This window comes from Paenibacillus mesophilus (genome assembly GCF_005938385.1).
Classification (GTDB): Bacteria; Bacillota; Bacilli; order Paenibacillales; family NBRC-103111; genus Paenibacillus_AB; species Paenibacillus_AB mesophilus.
Genome location: NZ_VCRA01000053.1, coordinates 1 through 19,709 on the forward strand (window position 1 = coordinate 1; position 19,709 = coordinate 19,709).

Sequence of the window (19,709 nt, forward strand, 5' to 3'; positions counted from 1 at the left end):
CTGCGGGACAAATCAAAGCATACATCAATAGGTGCGTTAATGAGCAGGGATAATTGTATAATTGGCAAAAGTCACCCCTCCTTCTTCATCGGCTTTTGACCCATTTTATCATTTTTACTTCGAGATAAAGTATATTGTTTTCTTCATACTTTCCCCAATAAAAATATACTGATAAGTCGCTGTTGGTACAGCATAAGTTGCTGTAGCTATTCCACTATTCTGCCTGTTACTTCAATGAAGAACCAAATAAAAGAGCTGTCCTTGCGGCAGCCCCACACAATCGTACCCGTTAGCCATCCATGCATCGCAAAATCAGTTCAATCAACTACTTCTATGTACCAGTTGAAATGTAGTTTGTTCGAGTCCAGGATAAAAACCAAGATTATAATATAGTGCTTCCGCTGAATTTCCTATTGTGACAAAAAGACGAAGAATCTCATATTCTTCATTCAAAACAGTTAATGCTTTTCTTAGTAGTTTTGATGCGATTCGGTTTGAACGGTATCTCGGGATTACAGCGATATCCGACACTAAAGGCAGTTCTTCCCACAAAGAAATCAAGCAGACTGCAACCATTTCATTGCTCGATTTATTTATAACAAGGCTGGATGCAGCTTTAAGAATATCTGTATTGTTATTTTTGAAGTAATACTCTAGCCGCCGTTTTACTCATCGTCATACCCTGAAAGCCCTCATCGCCTTACGCAGCTCCTTGAACGAAGGCCGCTTGCCGTACAGGAGCACGCCGACGCGGTATATTTTCGCGGCCAGCCAGCCGAGGGCGAACATGGTGGCGGCTGTAATCGCGATGGACAGCCAAATTTCCCATAGCGCCGGATCGCTCATACCGATTCGCAGAAACATGATAAGCGGCGAGAAGAACGGCACGAACGACATCGCCACGACGAACGGGGCATTCGGATTTTGCAGACCGAACATGGCGATCATGAACCCGGCGATAATAAGGAACATGACCGGCATGATCGCTTGCCCGACCTCTTCGGTTCTGCTCACGAGCGAGCCGACCGCGGCGAACATCGTCGCGTAGATGAAATAGCCGAGCAGGTAGAAGATGAGGAAATAACCGAGCAGCGATAATTGCACATCGCCCAAATCGATGTTGAGACTTTTCAGTTTGTCCATGTTTTGCGGGATCAGTAAGTTCGCGGCACCGACGACGACGAACACGGCAATCTGCACAAGCCCGAGCAGGCATATCCCGATAATTTTGCCGAACATCTGCTTCAGCGGCGATACGCTCGTAATAAGCACTTCCATGACGCGGGAGCTTTTCTCCGCCGTAATTTCAGTCGCTACCATGTTGCCGTAACCGATCACCGTCATATAGAGAAGGAACAGCAAAGCGTAGACGAGCACATAAGCGAGAACCATTTGCGATTCGCTCTTGCCGGTAGTTCCTTCCTGGATTTGCACCGTCTGGATCGATACCGGTGCGTTCAGCTTGGCGCGCTGCTCGGCGGTAAGTCCCATATCTTTGACGACCGTTTCGGCTTTGATCGCCTGCAGGACGCTTTTCAGCTTCTGCTCCATCGAGAAGTCCATCGAGCTTTTGGAATTATAGGTCGCCTTCGGAAAACCGGCCGTTGCGTCCTCGGTAAACTCGAGGTATCCTTTGATTTCCTTCGCATCGAGCTTCTCCTTGCCCAGCTTCGCGTTCGCTTCCTTCGAGCCGCCGTCGCCGAGCAGGACGATTTGGAGCTCGGGCTCCTTCTGATTCTCGTAGAAGCTTTTGAGCGCCCGCGTCACTTCCGTCTCCTTGCCTACGATTCCGAGCTTCGCCGGACCGTCCGACGAGGAAAATTTCGCTATAATGGCAGGTAAATTGATCATCACGGTCAGAACGAGAGCAAAGATCAAAGTCGTCACGACGAACGCTTTCGCCTGGACCCGGTTCATAAACGTAAATTTGACAACCGTCGACAGTTTATTCATGCTGGCCTTGCCCCCCTACCGTCTTAATGAAAATTTCGTTCAAGGTCGGCTCCATAATTTGAAAACGGTACACTTCCGTTTGAGCCGAAGCGGTCTTCAGAACGTCCTGTGCGGCATCCGCCCTATCGATGCGGATTTCCGTCCACGCTTCGCCTTTCTTCACCGACCGGACGCCCGGAATTTGATCCAGCCCCTGTACGTCGCGTTCCGTATCGAGCAGCACCCGCTCCCGCGGAAACGATCGTTTGATCGACTTCAGATTACCTTTCAGCATCGTATTCGATTTATGAAGCATGCATATGTTCTCGCACAGCTCCTCGACATGCTCCATCCGGTGGCTGGAAAACAAGATCGATTTGCCGTCCTTGCGCAGCTCGGTGACGGTCGCTTTGAGCAGCTCCACATTGACCGGATCGAGCCCGCTGAACGGTTCATCGAGAATAAGGATGTCCGGATCGTGGATAACGGCGGCGATAAACTGGATTTTTTGCTGGTTGCCTTTGGACAGCTCCTCGACCTTCTTGTTGTAATATTCCGGCACCCCGAACCGGTCCAGCCAGCGGCGCAAGCTTTTCTCCGCAGCCGATCGCTTCATCCCGCGAAGCTCGGCGAGATAGAGCACCTGATCGCTTACCTTCACTTTCGGATATAGCCCCCGCTCCTCCGGCAAATAACCCAACAAAGTGCGAAGCTCGTCGGAGTAGCCTTTTCCTTTCCAGGTAATAGAACCTTCGTCCGGATAAATGAGTCCCAGCACCATTCTCATCGTCGTCGTCTTGCCTGCCCCATTCGCTCCGAGCAGCCCGAATATTTCTCCTTGTCTGACGTCCAAATCAATCGCATTAACGGCCGTTTTATCACCGTAATGTTTGGTCACCCGATTTATTTGTAATGGATTCATCAATAAGTACTCCTTCCCGGTTGCCTATCCGTTTATATGTTGCGACTATACGCTTCTACGCTTCGCTTACTTCCGCTTATCCATCGCGATCATATGACCCAGCATCTCGTCCAATTCGACCTGCTGCCGGTTCACGATCGCGATGCCCGCCTCGCGGAGAGCCTGTTCCGTAGCCTGCGCATCGCAAGTCGTCAGCCTCGCCATCGCCCCAAGCTCGCATTCGATTACACCGGGCAATTCGGCCGCTTCCTCCATGGGCGATTCGATCCACAACGTCCTCCAGTCGTAGTTCAGCGCATCCTTGTCTTTATATTCCAGCAGCTTCCCTTTATGGACGAAAGCTACATAATCGGCGAGCCGCCGCACTTCTTCCATCGTATGAGTGGCCATCAGTACCGTCCGGTCTCCGCTGGACATGAACTTCTTGATCTCTTCCAGCATAATCCGCCATGCGGCAGGGTCCAGTCCGGACGAAGGTTCGTCCAGCAGAAGCAGCTCCGGGCCTTGCGCTATGCATAGGCTGAACATGAGTCGGCGCTTCATCCCTTTGGATAACAGGTTCACCTTCGATTTCGGATCCAGCTCGAATCGTTCCGCTAAAGCTTCCCATTTGCCGCCATCCCACTTCGGATACCAGCGCGACGTAAAAGCAGCGATGTCCCGGATTCTCCATCCCGCTTCTTCTGCATAAGAAGACTCCGCCATAAATCCGATTCTTTGCTTCATTTCCACTTCGCGATCCTCATAGCTTTGTCCGAACAGCCGTATATCGCCGCGGTCGGGCTGCACCGTATTCATCAGCATGTGAAATAGCGTCGTTTTCCCCGAGCCGTTCGATCCGACAATGGCAGCTATAACGCCTGGCTCGACATTCAACCGAATCGGCCCGAGCCGAAACCGGTCATACTGCTTTTCGACCCCTTCGATCGATACCGCAAAAGCGCTCATTACCGCTCTCCCCCATCACCGGTATTGGCTGTATCCGGCGGCATCCACTGGTTCAAACACCGCTCGAATATCGCGATCGTCTCTTCCCGCGAGCATTGGACCCGTTTGGCCGTTTCGATTGCGGCACGAAATGCCTCGATGACGGCATCCACGCGGTACTGCTCCCGCTCCGAGGCGCCGACGGAAGCTACGAACGTTCCCGTCCCTTGCCGCGTGCGGAGCAATCCTTCGTTCTCCAAGTCCTGGTACACTCTGCGGATCGTTATAATACTGCAGCCGAGCTCTTGAGCGAACTCGCGAATAGAGGGCAGCAGCGTGCCTTCCGGAACCCTCCCGCTCCATATCAACGAGCGGAGCTGCACTTCAATTTGGTGGTACATCGGTTCGGCCGATTCGGCCGAAACCTGTATCGGGATGCGCACCGTATTCGCCTCCTTCCGTCGTTAATGCTATCTTCACCTGGCGTAATCCCGCCGGGAAATTTTCTGCTTCGTAATCCGGCTCCATGCCAGCGTCCATATCCACGTAATAAGCAAACTTGCAAGCGATACGAACAGGCCGAATTGGTCTACCAGTTCGACGGAAAGCTTTACGAAGCCGAAGCCCGCATACCATGCCGCTCCGCTCGCGGCGAAGTAAGCGACAACCCCGAGCATGCAGAACCAGAAATACGATTTGCCGGAGCCGCACATTTCCTTATAGGCGAATAAGATCGACATGCACGCTCCGAAGCTCATCCATACAATGGCGAATGAAATATACTCCGCCACAGTGAGCATCTCGCCAAGCACACAGATGAAATAAAACGGGACGAAAAAGATGATCGACAAGTAAAGCAAATTGATCCCCATCTGCATGTAACGGGCCAGCACGAGCTCCTTCGTGTCGATCGGCAGCGACCGCATATACATGAGCCGCTTGGTGAAAACGTCGCTTCGCCAATAATAGCGGTATTCTCCCGTCATGAAGAAGCCGATGCAGCTCATGCTGCACAAAAACATGATGTCCGCCAAAAAACTGACGTGCATGCTTACCGGTTCCGGGGAATTCGGGAACAGCTCGTTCACAATAAAGGAGCCGAACACGCTAAAGTAGGCGTACATAAGCGTCGATACGACTAGCCCCCATTTCGTCCTTCTCAAATCAGCCTTAACAATAAACCATGCGTTGCCCCACATCCGGCATCACCTTTCCGCACAGTGTGCTTACTGTGTATATTTATATTAACAGTATATACACGCTCTCGATCTTTTTCAAGTCCCTTTCATTTCTTTGCGCAACAAAAAAAAGCCATTCCCGACCTCCCAGTCAAGAATGGCTTTCCCTTTATTCTTAGAAAATCGCGTCAAGCAGCGGCTTCGTTTCCCCGCCCGGGTAAATCCAATACAGCAATATATAGACGGTAGCGCCGGTAATCGCGGTAATAAACCAGACAACCGAGGTTATCGGTCCGATTTTGCGGTGCTTGGCCAATTGTTTTTTGTAGCCCCAAACTAGCGTAACGATCCCCATCACGCCGCCAACCGTGGCCAGCACGATATGACAGAGCAAGAAAATCAAATAAAACATTTTCACATTGTGCGGTCCGCCGAATTCCGTATTGCCGACGAAGATCGTTCTCGACATGTATACGATAAAGAACAAGCTGGCGAATGCCGCGGCCCAAGTCATCAGCTTCTGGTGCTTCGCAATATTGCGCTTGGCGATTTGGACCCAACCGCAAGCTACCAGTATGGCGCTTATCACGATGAACGTTGTGCTGAAAGCAGGCAAAATGGAATGCATGGCTTCTCGACTTCCCTTCCGCTACGCGATCGGATTCGGCACGACCCCGTCCGAATCTTGATCGTCCTTCGCTCTTTCGCGAATATACCAGTTAAAGAAAATATACGCAAGCGCGGCCCCGTACGTAATTTCCTGCAAAATTTTCATAATGACTCCGCCAAGCTGTTGGTCCTCCTGCGGGTCAAGCAGTGCAAAAAATTCCGGTCCCGAGAAACTGTCCAGCAGCATCTGCGAATTGGCTGGTACGCAATACCCCATAGCTTTCGCCCACATTTGCGGATCGTTATAGGTCGCGAATACCGGAGTCGAAGCAAATATGATAAGCGCACATGCCGGAGTTATCAATACCCCATTGGCAAAAATATAGGCCATCTTCTTCAATTCGCTAAGCCCGTTTACTTCCGGAGCAGGCGCGATGATCGGCCACCACATCATAAACGCCGCCACCAGCAGCACGAGGAAGAAAATCGTGTGGATCGTATAGTGCGTCATCACGTAATCATGCACAAGCGGCAAATGATAAAACGAGAACAGCATATTGAAGGTGACGACCGTAATAAGCGGTTGCGTCAATCCTTTAATAATACTTCCAATCGCTTTCTTGGCAAGAAGCGGACGGACCATCCAGCCGGGAATGCCGAGCAAAATAAGCGGCGGAGCGACCAGATAAGCGAGCGACATCGCTGCCATATGCGCGCTGAACATCAAATGTCCCAATATATTCAACGGACCGCCGTTGGCAAAATAGTAGACGGCAATTCCCAGCAGAAAAAGAAATTTCTTGCCGACGGGAACGGGCTTGCTGCCCGCAAACCATGAACGCTTCGGTCCGACGAGCAGCAAATAAACCGCTCCGATCGCAATCGTCAACATCATTTGCCATGGGTTCCACAACTCTGCGAATGAAAAGTACTGCAACCCCAACAAGGCTAACCCTCCTAACTAGTCCCCCATAAGTGAAGATAAGCTTTGCAGCTTTTGGGGGAGCCCCCTTATTAATCCCCAAAAAGTGAAGCCCACCCTTCGAGGTTTATTCCTATTACTTTTCGGGGACCCCGAAACCCTTCCCAAAAAGTGAAGCTCACCTTCGAGGCTCATTCTTAAACCGACTTTGCCTAAAAGAAAAGGGGGCGCTTTATACTAAAGGCCCCCTCCGACGTTTTACCACCAGATCCAATATACGACTGCTGCTACTCCCGTCAGGGCGATGATCGCCCCGAACGATATACCCGTAATCGCGTACACATGTCCGCGGTCTTTCATGTGCATCCAGAAGGCAAGCTGGAACACCGCTTGAATGATACCCAATACGAGGATGAATAAAATCGTGAACGTTCTGCCGATCTCCGCAATGACAACGACAAATGCAAGGATGGTCAAAACGATCGAGAATACGAAAGCCAAGTAATGATTTTTCGGTCCTTCGTGCACGTGAGCTCTTTTTCCCGTGTGCTCCGATGCGGAATGATGATTCGCTGACATCCGATTAGCCCACCTTTCCCATCAAGTAAACGACGGTAAAAATGAATACCCATACGACGTCGACAAAGTGCCAGTAAAGTCCGAACAAGTACAGCTTCGGCGCCGTTACGACGGTCAGCCCTTTTTTGGTCAACTGAAGCAGCAGCACGATTAGCCATAATGCCCCGAAAGCAACGTGGGCACCGTGGAAGCCGACAAGCGTATAGAACGAAGAGCTGAACGCACTTGTCGTAAACGTATGTCCTTCATGAACGTACTCGACGAACTCGTAAATTTCCAATCCGAGAAACCCAAGGCCAAGAATCAAAGTTACGATAAACCAAAGATAAATTTTCCCTAAATCTTTGCGGTGCATCGCCTGAATGGCCAGAACGCTGGTCAAGCTGCTTGTCAAAAGCAAGAACGTGGCAAGGGCAACCGTACCCAGCTTGAACAACTCATCGGCGGCAGGTCCGTCCCCGATTTGGTTGCGCAAACCGATAAACGTAGCGAACAATGTACCGAACAATACCGTTTCGCCGCCGAGGAACAGCCAGAAGGCCAGTATTTTATTGCGGCCTTCAAGCGTTGCCTTCTCCGGTTCAGCGGGCAGATTGTTGCCGGTCAAATCCGCGTGATTCATACTTTCGCCCCCTTATCCTGAAGCTCTTCGACTTCGATATGGTAGCCGTGATCGTCGTACAGAGAACGGATCAGCATGCATACAAGCGTTACAATAACACCGCCGGCACCAACGTAGTAGTTGTGGTACATAAAACCGTAACCGGCGATAAACAATCCGATGGACATCACGAGCGGCAAAATCGAAGGCGACGGCATATGAATCGAGCTGAGCGGCTCGGCCGGCGTCATCTCTTTGCGGCCTTCCATCTTTTCCTTGAACAGCGGGTCCAGTCCGCGAACGAGCGGAAGCTGCTTGAAATTGTATTCCGGAGCTGGAGAAGGAATTGCCCATTCCAGCGTGCGTCCGTCCCAAGGATCGGCCGGGGCGTCTTTCGGTTTCATCGCCGTTATGATGACATTGATAAGGAACGCAATCGTTCCGAGACCCATCAAGAAGGCGCCGATCGTACTAATGTAGTTGAACGTATCGAGATTTTGTCCCGGCAAATAAGTGAATACGCGGCGCGGCATACCCATCAGACCCAAGAAATGCTGTACGAAGAACGTCAAGTGGAAGCCGATGAAGAAAAGCCAGAACGTCCATTTACCGAGTCCTTCATTAAGCATGCGTCCGAACATTTTAGGCCACCAGTAATGCAAGCCCGAGAAAATACCGAACACGAGACCGCCTACGATAACGTAGTGAAAGTGCGCTACGACAAAATAGCTGTCATGAAACTGGAAGTCCGCCGGCGGAGATGCAAGCATAACCCCGGTCATACCGCCCATAACGAACGTCGGGATGAACCCGAGTGCGAACAAGCTCGCGGTAGTAAATCGGATCTGGCCGCCCCACAATGTAAAGAGCCAGTTGAAGATCTTGATCCCGGTCGGTACGGCGATGAGCATCGTCGCGATCGAGAACAAGGCGTTTCCGACAGGACCGAGACCGACCGTAAACATATGGTGAACCCATACCATGAAGCCGAGGAACCCGATGATTACGGTAGCGAATACCATCGCGCTATATCCGAACAGACGTTTTTGCGAGAACGTGCTGACCACTTCGGAAATAATCCCGAATGCCGGCAAGATGAGAATGTATACCTCAGGATGACCGAATATCCAGAAGATGTGCTGCCACAGGACGTTGTTCCCGCCCGCGCTGACATCGAAGAAATTCGCTTCGAATATGCGCTCGAACATGAGAAGAACGAGACCGACGGTAATGGCCGGGAACGCGAACAAGATAAGAGCCGATGTAATAAATGATGCCCATGTGAACAGCGGCATACGCATGAAAGACATTCCCGGCGTGCGCATGTTGATGATCGTAACAAGGAAGTTGATCCCGCCGATCAGCGTACCGATACCGGCAATCTGCAGCCCGAGTACGTAGAAGTCTACACCTTTGCCGCTATAGGTCGGCGTGGAAAGCGGCGTGTAGGCCGTCCAGCCCGCATCGGGAGCTCCTTGGAAAAACCAGCTCGTGTTAAGCAATACCCCGCCTGCAATAAACAACCAGAGACCGAGCGCATTCACGAAAGGGAAGGCGACGTCGCGCGCCCCGATTTGAAGCGGAACGATGGCGTTCATAAAGGCGAAGATGAGCGGCATGGCCGCCAAGAAAATCATCGTCGTGCCGTGCATAGTCAGCAGCTGGTTGAACATGGACGCATCCACCGCGTCGTTCATTGGCTTTATGAGCTGAACGCGGATCAGTATCGCTTCCAGCCCGCCGAACAGGAAGAACATTCCGCCGGCCAGAAGATACAGGATTCCGATCTTTTTATGGTCCACGGTTGTCAGCCAATCCATCAGCCCGCTGTACTTTTTAACCGTATGTGCGTGTGCCAACGTGTAACCCTCCTAAGAACTTTTTCGTCAGAAAAAGTTTGCATCGAAACATTTAGCTTTACCCAAGGATAATGCTCGCTTCGCAAGCAGACCTTTACGCGATTACTTCTGCTTTTGACCGGCCAAATATTCAACCAGCGCATCGATTTGTTGATCGTTCAATTCGAGGTTCTGCTCCATTTTGCTTCCCGGGACATCTTTCGGATTCGGCATCAGGTTGCCCGGTTTGACCGCTTGCGGATCACTCAGCCATGTTTTCAGGTTATTCTTCAAATCACCCGGCTCGCGGTTGAACAAAATTCCGGCAACCGTCGAACGGTCGGCGTAGTTCACCAGGTTCGGTCCGATCTTACCACCTTCGACTTGCTTCGACGACGTATTGTAAATAGCGTGGCATGCCAAGCATTTGTCTTTGAAAATTTTCTCGCCTTCTTGGGCTTTAGCGCTAACCGGTGCGGAAGTCGGCGTTTTCATGCTGGCAATCCAACGATCGTATTCTTCGGGAGAAACGGCTTTCACTTTGAAATCCATAAGAGCGTGGGATTCTCCGCACAGCTCGGCGCATTTTCCGTAATAAACACCCGGTTTGTCCGCTTTCAGGAAGTGCATATTGGTCATGCCCGGGTTCGTGTCCTTCTTGCCGCCAAGCGTCGGCACCCAGAAGGAGTGAATGACGTCAGCCGACTCCAGATGGAAAGCGATCGTCCGTCCGGTCGGGATGATCAAATCCTGAGACGTCGTTACTTTCTCATTCATGTATTCGAATTCCCACCAGAACTGATGGCCCGTAACCTTGACCTGCAGAGCGTTCGGATCTTTGGAGTAATCTTTATCCAATTCGAAGGTGTACTTGACGGTCGGAATCGCAATCACGATAAGCAAAATAAACGGAATGACCGTCCAAATAATCTCCAGCTTGTGATTGCCCTCCACCTGCTTCGGAACGCCGGTTTGTCCAGGACGTTTACGGAAACGCACAAGAACGTACACATAAATGATCATAACGACGGCGAAAACGCCGATCATGACGATCAATGAGATGTAGATAACCGATAATTGCTTTTCCGCAACGGGACCTTTCGGATCCAAAGCCGTCAAATTTTCCAAACCACAACCCGTAAGCACGAACGTCAATACCGCCAACAACGGGATTAAACGCCATGCAGACTGCCACCGTCTCATTCACTCATCAACCCCAATTCTCTGTGTTTAATAGACCGATCGACTCTCCGGGACCAATCTATTAGCGCTATCATGGATGGCCACATTTTGTCAACAAACCTAATCACCCTATTAAATATAAATTCGCGGAAACCTTTTGTCAATCGATGTGGCAAAGTTCACAAATTGTTCTAAATCAAAGGGTTTCGGGCTTTTTCAATGTTTTGGAATTCGCCGAAAGCACACATATTGGTTATTTCCATAATGCCGTTCCTTTATGCAAAAACAGGGCTGTTGTTTCCTTTGCGGTCATGCATGCATATTCGGAAGGCAACGGACAAATCATACAAAGGGACTTCATTCGATCAGGAGGTATTTATGAACCGCCGAACTTTGTATACATCTTTCGCCGTTCTGTCCGCTGTCGTATGGATTTCCGCCTGCTCGTATCAAAAACATTTCGAAAGCAGCCCGTCGGATTATGGCAGCCGCACCGAAACTCATGAGAAGAGAGGCTTCCGCACCTACAATACTCAGCTTCGAGCGGCCGATCATAACAACGAACGTCTGGATTTCGTCCAATCCACGACGGATGCCGTCGACGATCTGAAGGGCATCCGCAGTTCATTCGTCATCGTAACGGACAAAAATGCTTATGTAGCCGTCGTGCCAGACAAAACAGCTACTGGATTGAAAGGCAAAGGCACCCTATTGCTCAGCGACCGTACGATTGCCTCGCCCGGAGTGGACGACCATTCCGACGTTTCCTATGTACTGCCGCCCGGCAATGTCGTCATGGACAAATACAGCTTCGATACGATTCCGAGTCCGCAGGACATCTCCAGCGAATTTGTGCAGGAGGTTAGCACCCTCGTAGGACGGCATCACCCGACCTTAAACAATGTATTCGTTTCGGCCAACCAGCAATTCATCAATCGTTTCAGCGAATATGCTCACGAAGCATGGCGCGGTAACTCGCTTCAGCCTTATGTCTATGATTTTAATGCGCTCGTCAAAGATCATTTCGGCGATCACGGCATTATTGAGACGAATCCTTGAGGCCGTTTTGTTCGTTTGCAATGTATTTCTTCATCTAATATAGCAACGAATTGCTGACGAAATCGGCCCGCATACGCATGCGGGTTTTTTTCGTTCGTTCGGCGGGCAGAAAATATTCGTCCGATCGGCTTGTTTTATGGGGGTGGAGGAAGGATTTTGTCGTTATGAATCGAATTAGTAGTTCTATACAGCTTGACCGTATAGGACGGATTACATAAGGACGGTGCAAGAATGGAAAAATCCACACTGATTGGGATTGTATTGGCTCTCGTTGCGCTATTGGTCGGCATGGTGCTGAAAGGAGCTCATTTATCGTCGCTTCTGAACCCGGCCGCTATTATGATCATCATTTTGGGTACGATCGCGGCCGTATTTATCGCGTTTCCGATGTCCGATTTGAAGAGGGTGCCCAAGCTTTTTGTCATCTTATTCAAACAGCAGCAGCTCGTATCCAAGAAGGAATTGATTCAATTGTTCATCGAATGGGTCACGATCACCCGCCGCGAAGGGCTGCTCGCTCTCGAGAGCAAAGTGGAGGAGATCGACGACATGTTTTTGCGCAACGGCATGCGTATGATCATCGATGGCAACGATCAGGAATTTATTCATGACGTACTCATGGAAGAGATTTCGGCCATGGAGGAGCGCCATCGTTCCGGAGCGCTTATCTTTACCCAGGCCGGCACTTATGCTCCGACCCTAGGGGTACTCGGTGCGGTTGTCGGTTTGATAGCCGCCCTCAGCAACCTGAACCAGGTCGAAGCGCTCGGGCATTTGATTTCCGCCGCTTTCGTGGCGACGCTTCTCGGTATTTTTACCGGTTATGTCCTATGGCATCCTTTCGCCAACAAGCTGAAGCAAATATCCAAAAAAGAAATCGAACTGAAAATGATGATGGTGGAAGGACTGCTGTCCATCCAATCCGGCATATCCGCGATCGCCATCGAGCAGAAGCTGTCCGTTTTCCTCGCTCCATACGAACGTTATGCCGACAATAAAGGAGAGGACGGCAGTGAACAAAAAGCACAAGCAGCATCATGATGAACATATGGACGAAACGTGGCTCATTCCGTATGCGGATTTGCTGACGCTGCTGCTCGCCTTGTTCATCATTCTGTTTGCCTCGAGCGAAATGGACTCCAAGAAGTATGACTCGATTATGCGCAGCTTGAACTCCGCATTTACCGGCGGAACCAGCTTCTTCGAACAACCTCAGGTCATGCCGATTATAGGCGAGCCCGCTTCGAAGAAAAAGGATGAGGATGCAAAAAGCGAGCAATCCGACCAGAAAAGCGTCGAGCAGCAAAACCTGATCCAGAAAGAAACGGCCGAGCTGCAGGAGCTGAAGCAGAAGATCGATCAATACATCCAAGACAATAAGCTGTCCACACAGCTGGAGACGAAGCTGACGAACGACATGCTCATGATTACGATTCGCGATAATGCCCTGTACGCCTCAGGGAGCGCTATCGTCAAGCCCGATGCTCAGAAGCTTGCCGTTACGATTTCAGACATGCTGACGCAGTACCCGCAATACCAAATTGAGGTGGCCGGCCATACGGACAATGTGCCGATCCGCAACGCCGAATTCGAGACGAACTGGGATTTAAGCGCCAAGCGTGCGCTCAATTTCATGAAAATTTTGCTACAGAACGATAAAATTACAGCCGATCGATTCCGCGCGATCGGATACGGCGAATACCGCCCTATCGAATCGAACGATACGGCGGACGGACGATCCAAAAACCGCCGCGTCGAAGTGTCCATTCTCCGTACGATCAAAGAACCGACCACTATCGGGGTTACCGGAGGCCAATAACAATTTATTCCAATGAAGAGCGCCGTTATATGACGGAAGCTCTTCTTTTTTATTCATACCGTGAATAAAATGATACATGACACTTGCAGCCTGTTGTTCGAATAGGACGAATTGCCGGGAGGTGCGACATGCGCAACACGAGGGAAAAGCCGCATATCTTTGTATTTACCGGGCCGGACGGCTCGGGTCGCAAGACGATCGCCGATATGGCCGGATCGACGCTTGAGTTGAAGAAGGTACTGTCCTATACGACGCGGGAAAGTCGTCAAGGCGAGCAGGAGGGCCAAGATTATCACTTTATATCTTCGGATTCCTTCCAGAAAGCGAGCCGGAACGGCGAGTTTGTCGAGACCGTCAGCTTGGACGGCCACCATTACGGAATTAAGCAAGCGGATGTCGAGCGTCTGTGGAACGAGCATGGTTTCGTGTATGTAATTTTGAATCCCGAAGGTGCGCGTTTGCTAAAGCAGGCTTATGGGGAGGCCGTTATCCGCCTGTTTCTGTATGCCGACCGGCAATCCTTAAGACAGCGGCAGATCGAACGCGGGGACAGTGAACGCACCGTTGAAGCGCGAATGTCTTATTACGATGAGGCGATGACCTACTTGCCGGAATGCGAATACGCTTTCGAGAATGTGGATTTGTCCCACACTGTCTTCACGATCACGAATGTAATGGAAAGCTATCTGAATCGCCAATTGCTGAATCTGGACTAAACATGAAAAAAAAGAGCCCCGCCGCCTATGTGCCGCAGCGGGGTTATTTCACGATGCAAAAAGACTTCGCTCAAAAGCTTTTATTATTGCCCCGTTTTGTGACACAATAAAGCTATCGATGTAATGGAGGGGATGAGCTCGCATGAGAATCGTATCGATCGAACCGACGCCAAGTCCGAACACGATGAAAGTGAATCTGGACGAAAGCTTGCCGAAAGGCGCAAAACGCAACTATACGCCAGCCGATACGGCTGTTCCCGAAGCGTTCCGGCGCATTCTTGACATTCCCGGGGTAACCGCTATCTTTCATACCGCCGACTTCATAGCCGTCGATCGGACATCCAAGGGCGACTGGGAAATGATCTTGACCCGCATTCGAACGATTCTCGGGTCGGACGAATCGGTCGGCGCCGGTATCCCGGAAGGAGCAGCCCCGAATGAATCATTTGGCGAAGCGACCGTCCTGATGCAGACATTCCGTTCCATCCCGCTGCAAATCCGTGTCCGTTCCGGAGTCGAGGAAGTGCGCCGGGCGATGCCGGAGCGGTTCGTTCAATCGGCCATGAAAGCGGGCAACGCGTCCCCGAACTTGATCAAGGAACGCAAGCTGGAAGAGATCGGCACCCGTTACGGAGAGCTGGACGAGATCGCCGACCAGGTCGTCCAGGAGCTGGACGCTTCTTACGACGCCGAACGGCTTAACGAGCTGGTGAGAGCAGCGGAAGCAGCAGGTACGGGCGGCGATCCGGCAGCGCCGATTCCGAAGAAAGAGCTCTCCCAAGAGGAGCTCGAGGGTCTACTTGACGATCCCGATTGGAAGAAGCGTTATGCGGCGCTCCAGCAAATCAAGCCGACGGCGAAAACGCTCCACCTGCTGGCGAAAGCGATTCGCGACCCTCAGTCGTCCGTTCGGCGGCTCGCAGCCGTTTATCTCGGCGATGTGCGGGAGCCCGAGGCGTTTCCTTACTTATTTCAAGCGCTGCGCGACGACTCGGTCTCCGTCCGACGGACTGCCGGCGATACTTTGTCGGATATCGGGGATCCGGCCGCCATCGGGCCGATGGTCGAAGCGTTGCGGGACAAAAACAAGCTGGTGCGTTGGCGGGCTGCCCGTTTTTTGTACGAAACCGGCGACGACAGCGTTCTGCCTGCACTTCGGGAAGCGACTGATGATTCGGAATTCGAGGTAAGAATGCAAGTGAAGATGGCAATAGAACGAATCGAAGGCGGCGCGGCAGCGGAAGGATCGGTCTGGCAGCAAATGACGCGAAGAAACGAATCCTGATTCCAGGAAGGGATCATCATGAGCAATCTGCCAATGCTTGAGCGCGAAGACAAACCGGTGCAGCTTCGACCGCTGCCGATACTGAAAACCGCATTGTTGTCAGCCCTTATTTATGCAGTGCTCCACACGCTTATCCGGGCTCGCCATTTCGGGCCGGTGATGGACGCATTGACTAATACGGCGTCTTTTATTACGGCCGCGGCTCCCTTCCTGTTTTGCATAATCGCTCTGCATCGCCGATCGAATCGGATTTATATACAATTGTCCGAAGAAAAACGATTTACGGCGACCATTTTGGAAAACATGGACGAGCTCGTTTGTGTTTGCGATGAGTTCGGTCAGCTCGTGTATATGAATAAGGACGGTATCGGACAAGGCTCCACCGTTATAAGCCCCCCAATGCCGCCCGAACAGTGGATTGCCCGCTATGAAGTGAAACTGCCGGACGATAATGAGACACTCATTCCCTTGGAAAAAACTCCTCTTATACGCGCTCTGCGCGGCTCGCCCGTGTCTAATATGGAACTGAGTGCGCTCGGATTTCTATTTCAAGCGAGCAGTCGGCCTATCGTCGGGGTAAACGGGGAGCTTCTTGGGGCGGTAGCGGTGTTAAGCAATATAACGAAGCGGGTCGAGGCTGAGAATCGGTTGAAGCAAAGCGAGAAGCATTTGCGGGATGTATTCGAGGCGATCTCTTGCGGGGTTGTCGTAGTAAACGACACGGGTCGTATCGAGCATGTAAATGAGGCGGCCTGTCTCATTACCGGGATGAGCAGGGACCAAGTGCGGGACTTGCCAACTAACTACGACAGCTGGAATTTTATCGAAGAAGACGGGACTCCGCTTCCTATGGACCGTCATCCGGCCTATATTACACTTTCCACCGGAAAGCCGACAGATACCGTTCTAGGCTTCATCAACAAAGATCGAGCGGACAATATCCGGTGGCTCCTTATCCATTCCAATCCGTTGTTCGCGGACGAATCGGGAAGCCGTTTATCCAGTGTTATCATCACTTTCGTAGATATAACGGAGCGGAAGAATGCGATGGATCTGCTACAAAAGCTGGAGAAGCTGCGTGTCATCGGACAATTGGCGGCCGGTGTCGCTCATGAGATCCGCAATCCGCTGACGACGATACGGGGATTTCTGCAGCTTCACCGGGGACGGTTCGATAATCCCGGTACGGTCGAGCTGATGCTGTCCGAATTGGATCGGATCAATATGATCATCAGCGAATTTCTCGTTCTGGCCAAGCCGCAAGCGACCCGGTTTCAATTGACGGATTTGCGGGATACGATGAGGCGGGTCATCACCTTCATGGAGTCGGAAACGATTCTCACCAATGTCGGATTCGAGCTTTATACAGATCCAGACTTGCCGCCGGTGCGATGCGAGGAAAACCAGATCAAGCAAGTATTTATCAATATAATCAAAAACGCCCAAGAGTCGATGCCCTCGGGCGGCACAATTCGCGCGGATCTAAATCGAAGCGGACAGGATAAGGTTGTTATTCGCATAACCGACCAAGGCTGCGGCATCTCGGACGACCAAATGAGCCGGCTCGGCGAACCGTTCTATACGACCAAAGATACCGGAACCGGGCTCGGGTTAATGATCAGCTACAAAATCGTGGAAAATCACGGCGGATCGCTGCGGATTAAGAGCAATCCCGGTTCCGGTACCTCAGTCGTTATCGAGCTGCCCGCCGCAACCGTCAATTGATTACTTCGGCTTGCCTCGCCCTGACGGGCTGCGTCTCGGAGAAGCGGACGCATATCTTGGAGTTCCCTGCCCTCTTCCACCGGTCTGACTGCGATTCTTGCTCGAGTCGGAATTGCGATATTTGCCGAATGATCCGGACGAATCTTTGCGGCTTCCCGCCGATTTGGCGGGGGCTTTCTTTATAACCTGGCTCGCTAGCAGTCCGCCTTCCGCATCTCTGCGGGGCAGCTTCATTCCGATCTTGCTTTCCAGCTTGGCAAGTCTGATCTTATCGCGAGTCGTCACCAACGTGACCGCCACGCCGCTCTCCCCCGCTCGGCCGGTTCGGCCAATCCGATGGATGTACCATTCCACGTCCTGCGGAACGTCATAATTAAATACGTGAGTGACGCCTTCGATGTCCAATCCACGAGCCGCCAAATCGGTCGCAACAAGCACCTGCAGCTTTGCCTCGCGAAACCGCTTGAGCACATGCTCGCGTTTGGCCTGAGACAATTCGCCGTGCAGCGCGTCCGAGTCGAACCCTTCCTCTTTCAGAGCTTCATTGACGGCGTTCGCTCTCCCTTTGGAGCTGCAGAATACGATAGCCAAGTACGGGCGGTAATGGGCAAGCAGCTTGGACAATGTCTTCGTCTTCTCCGATTCCGGCGTCTCTACGGCCGCTTGCTCGATCTCCGCTACGGTGACCTGCTTGCCCGCCACGCGCAGCTGCTCCGGCTTGCTCATATACCGCTCCGACAGCTCGCGGATCGGCTGCGGCATCGTGGCCGAGAACAGCATCGTCTGGCGCTTCGGAGAAGCTAGCGCAATCAGCGTCTCCACTTCTTCCAAGAAGCCTCTGCGCAGCATCTCGTCCGCTTCGTCTACGACCAGCATACGCACGCCGCTTAAGGAGAGCGTACCGCGCTTCACGTGGTCCAGCAGTCGGCCCGGTGTACCGACGACGATCGTCGGAATTTGCTCCAGCTTCCGGTTTTGTCTATCGATATCTTGTCCGCCATAAATCGCCTGCACGCCTGCTTCGACAACCGAGGCCAGCTGTGCCGTTTCCTTCGCGATTTGCACGGCCAGCTCCCTTGTCGGCGTTACAATGAGCGCTTGGGTGAAAGGACGCTTCGGTTCCAAACGCTCCAATATCGGAAGAACGAAAGCGAGCGTTTTTCCGGTGCCCGTTTGGGCCTGTGCCACAACGTCCCTGCCGGCCAGCAGCAGCGGAATCGATTGGGTCTGGACAGGCGTAGGCTCATTGATGCCGTGTAAAGCCAGCGTTTTCTGAAATTCGGGACGAATCCCTAAACTAATAAAATCGGATGCCATCGTAGATCACCTTTTTCCTACATATTCGTACCTATGTTTATATTTTTCCCACTAAACAACAACGTCTATCCCGGTTACAAAATAACCTCGCAAAGTGGAGCGTTTGCTCCGATGAGGTTCAGGGACTTTGCAGGAACCCGAATCCAAAAAAAGACTGCCGGTTTCCGCCGGCAGTCCGTTCGTTGCGCTGCTTCAATTATCTAAGCGGGTGATGGGAATCGAACCCACGCTACCAGCTTGGAAGGCTGGAGTTCTACCATTGAACTACACCCGCGCGATTGTGAAGCGAGTTAATATGAATATCGGGACGACACGATTTGAACATGCGACCCCCTGGTCCCAAACCAGGTGCTCTACCAAGCTGAGCTACGTCCCGACGTGCCGGTGAAGGGACTCGAACCCCCACGGTTTCCCTCACGATTTTGAGTCGCGCGCGTCTGCCAATTCCGCCACACCGGCTTATTAAGAAGGAAAAGCGGACGACGAGATTCGAACTCGCGACCCTCGCCTTGGCAAGGCGATGCTCTACCACTGAGCCACATCCGCATAAATAGACTAGATTTAAATCATTCAGGATTTTAATTATACATTAGAACTAATGTTAATGCAACTGTTTTATTGCTTGTACCACAACTTTCAAAATAAAATCCTTCAGGGCAGCACCCCAAAGGAATTTCATTCGTAGGATGCGGTCGAGAGGACTCGAACCTCCACGGCTGTTACACCACTAGAACCTGAATCTAGCGCGTCTGCCAATTCCGCCACGACCGCACGTTATAAAGTTGAAGCGTTTTGATGCATAAATTCAAAGCAATGCGGTTGAGAGGACTCGAACCTCCACGGGCGAAGCCCACTACCCCCTCAAGATAGCGTGTCTGCCATTCCACCACAACCGCAAATGGCACAGGGGAGAACTTTATCATTCCCTGAAAACTGAATGCGAAACGAATCGAGTTGAAGCTGAAACGAGCGCCCCGGGGGTTTACCGGGACCAAGTTATTGCTTCCGAAGTAGCTTTCCTCCGGAAAGCTTTTAGGATAAGCCCTCGACCGATTAGTATTCGTCAGCTGCACGCGTTGCCGCGCTTCCACCCCGAAC

General features: G+C 51.7%; 19 protein-coding genes and 6 tRNA genes. 6 read left to right on the top strand and 19 right to left on the bottom strand.

Going from position 1 to position 19,709, the window contains the following annotated elements; all coding sequences use genetic code 11:
- Positions 1-321: 321 nt before the first annotated feature.
- The 12 genes from FE783_RS39110 to coxB form a co-directional block, all read right to left on the bottom strand.
- The gene (locus tag FE783_RS39110; protein ID WP_420799799.1) at positions 322-624 is read right to left on the bottom strand and encodes a GNAT family N-acetyltransferase; all 303 of its coding nucleotides are present in this window, start codon (positions 622-624) and stop codon (positions 322-324) included.
- Between the two features lie 51 nt (positions 625-675).
- Complete coding sequence (locus FE783_RS36155) at positions 676-1,953, bottom strand: ABC transporter permease (RefSeq protein WP_138884268.1); 1,278 nt, start codon at positions 1,951-1,953, stop codon at positions 676-678.
- Positions 1,946-2,854 (bottom strand): ABC transporter ATP-binding protein, encoded by a 909-nt coding sequence (locus FE783_RS36160; protein ID WP_138884269.1) that lies wholly within the window; start codon positions 2,852-2,854, stop codon positions 1,946-1,948. The genes FE783_RS36155 and FE783_RS36160 overlap by 8 nt, the downstream gene beginning before the upstream one ends.
- 66 nt (positions 2,855-2,920) lie before the next feature.
- Entirely contained in the window at positions 2,921-3,802 is an 882-nt protein-coding gene (locus FE783_RS36165) for an ABC transporter ATP-binding protein (protein ID WP_138884270.1), read from the bottom strand.
- Positions 3,802-4,224, bottom strand: a complete 423-nt coding sequence (locus FE783_RS36170) for a GntR family transcriptional regulator (RefSeq protein ID WP_138884271.1) — start codon at positions 4,222-4,224, stop codon at positions 3,802-3,804. Before FE783_RS36170 ends, FE783_RS36165 begins: the two co-directional genes overlap by 1 nt.
- 33 nt (positions 4,225-4,257) lie before the next feature.
- A complete protein-coding gene (locus FE783_RS36175; RefSeq protein ID WP_138884272.1) occupies positions 4,258-4,980 on the bottom strand; it encodes a hypothetical protein in 723 nt (240 codons plus the stop codon).
- A 154-nt stretch (positions 4,981-5,134) separates the two neighbouring features.
- A complete protein-coding gene (locus tag FE783_RS36180) occupies positions 5,135-5,587 on the bottom strand; it encodes a DUF420 domain-containing protein (protein WP_138884273.1) in 453 nt (150 codons plus the stop codon).
- Between the two features lie 21 nt (positions 5,588-5,608).
- On the bottom strand, positions 5,609-6,514 hold the full coding sequence (gene ctaG, locus FE783_RS36185) for a cytochrome c oxidase assembly factor CtaG (protein ID WP_138884274.1): 906 nt from the start codon (positions 6,512-6,514) through the stop codon (positions 5,609-5,611).
- 234 nt (positions 6,515-6,748) lie between these two features.
- Positions 6,749-7,069: a cytochrome C oxidase subunit IV family protein gene (locus FE783_RS36190; RefSeq protein ID WP_138884275.1), complete on the bottom strand. Its 321-nt coding sequence runs from the start codon at positions 7,067-7,069 to the stop codon at positions 6,749-6,751.
- A gap of 4 nt (positions 7,070-7,073) precedes the next feature.
- The gene (locus tag FE783_RS36195; RefSeq protein WP_138884276.1) at positions 7,074-7,691 is read right to left on the bottom strand and encodes a cytochrome c oxidase subunit 3; all 618 of its coding nucleotides are present in this window, start codon (positions 7,689-7,691) and stop codon (positions 7,074-7,076) included.
- Positions 7,688-9,490: a cytochrome c oxidase subunit I gene (gene ctaD / locus FE783_RS36200; RefSeq protein ID WP_138884285.1), complete on the bottom strand. Its 1,803-nt coding sequence runs from the start codon at positions 9,488-9,490 to the stop codon at positions 7,688-7,690. Before ctaD ends, FE783_RS36195 begins: the two co-directional genes overlap by 4 nt.
- Before the next feature lie 141 nt (positions 9,491-9,631).
- Positions 9,632-10,711 carry a cytochrome c oxidase subunit II gene (gene coxB / locus FE783_RS36205; protein WP_138884277.1) on the bottom strand — a complete coding sequence of 360 codons (1,080 nt, stop codon included), beginning with the start codon at positions 10,709-10,711 and terminating at the stop codon, positions 9,632-9,634.
- A 357-nt stretch (positions 10,712-11,068) separates the two neighbouring features.
- Between coxB and FE783_RS36210 the strand changes: the two genes are divergently transcribed.
- The 6 genes from FE783_RS36210 to FE783_RS36235 all read left to right on the top strand — a co-directional run bounded on the left by FE783_RS36210 (position 11,069) and on the right by FE783_RS36235 (position 17,294).
- Positions 11,069-11,749, top strand: a complete 681-nt coding sequence (locus FE783_RS36210; protein ID WP_138884278.1) for a hypothetical protein — start codon at positions 11,069-11,071, stop codon at positions 11,747-11,749.
- 231 nt (positions 11,750-11,980) lie between these two features.
- The gene (motA, locus tag FE783_RS36215; RefSeq protein ID WP_138884279.1) at positions 11,981-12,790 is read left to right on the top strand and encodes a flagellar motor stator protein MotA; all 810 of its coding nucleotides are present in this window, start codon (positions 11,981-11,983) and stop codon (positions 12,788-12,790) included.
- The gene (gene motB, locus FE783_RS36220; RefSeq protein ID WP_138884280.1) at positions 12,762-13,568 is read left to right on the top strand and encodes a flagellar motor protein MotB; all 807 of its coding nucleotides are present in this window, start codon (positions 12,762-12,764) and stop codon (positions 13,566-13,568) included. Before motA ends, motB begins: the two co-directional genes overlap by 29 nt.
- 128 nt (positions 13,569-13,696) lie before the next feature.
- Positions 13,697-14,284 (top strand): guanylate kinase, encoded by a 588-nt coding sequence (locus tag FE783_RS36225; protein ID WP_138884281.1) that lies wholly within the window; start codon positions 13,697-13,699, stop codon positions 14,282-14,284.
- 142 nt (positions 14,285-14,426) lie between these two features.
- On the top strand, positions 14,427-15,569 hold the full coding sequence (locus FE783_RS36230) for a conserved virulence factor C family protein (RefSeq protein WP_138884282.1): 1,143 nt from the start codon (positions 14,427-14,429) through the stop codon (positions 15,567-15,569).
- A gap of 18 nt (positions 15,570-15,587) precedes the next feature.
- On the top strand, positions 15,588-17,294 hold the full coding sequence (locus FE783_RS36235; RefSeq protein WP_138884283.1) for an ATP-binding protein: 1,707 nt from the start codon (positions 15,588-15,590) through the stop codon (positions 17,292-17,294).
- Here the strand turns inward: FE783_RS36235 and FE783_RS36240 are convergent, their stop codons facing one another.
- The 7 genes from FE783_RS36240 to FE783_RS36270 form a co-directional block, all read right to left on the bottom strand.
- Positions 17,295-18,611 carry a DEAD/DEAH box helicase gene (locus tag FE783_RS36240; RefSeq protein ID WP_138884284.1) on the bottom strand — a complete coding sequence of 439 codons (1,317 nt, stop codon included), beginning with the start codon at positions 18,609-18,611 and terminating at the stop codon, positions 17,295-17,297.
- 203 nt (positions 18,612-18,814) lie between these two features.
- Positions 18,815-18,885: transfer RNA gene (locus FE783_RS36245), tRNA-Gly, on the bottom strand.
- A gap of 28 nt (positions 18,886-18,913) precedes the next feature.
- Positions 18,914-18,987, bottom strand: a tRNA-Pro gene (locus tag FE783_RS36250).
- Between the two features lie 3 nt (positions 18,988-18,990).
- Positions 18,991-19,070 (bottom strand) — tRNA-Leu (locus tag FE783_RS36255).
- Positions 19,071-19,085: 15 nt separating this feature from the next.
- Positions 19,086-19,157, bottom strand: a tRNA-Gly gene (locus FE783_RS36260).
- Between the two features lie 141 nt (positions 19,158-19,298).
- Positions 19,299-19,382, bottom strand: a tRNA-Leu gene (locus FE783_RS36265).
- A gap of 43 nt (positions 19,383-19,425) precedes the next feature.
- A tRNA-Leu gene (locus FE783_RS36270) sits at positions 19,426-19,507 on the bottom strand.
- Between the last annotated feature and the right edge of the window lie 202 nt (positions 19,508-19,709).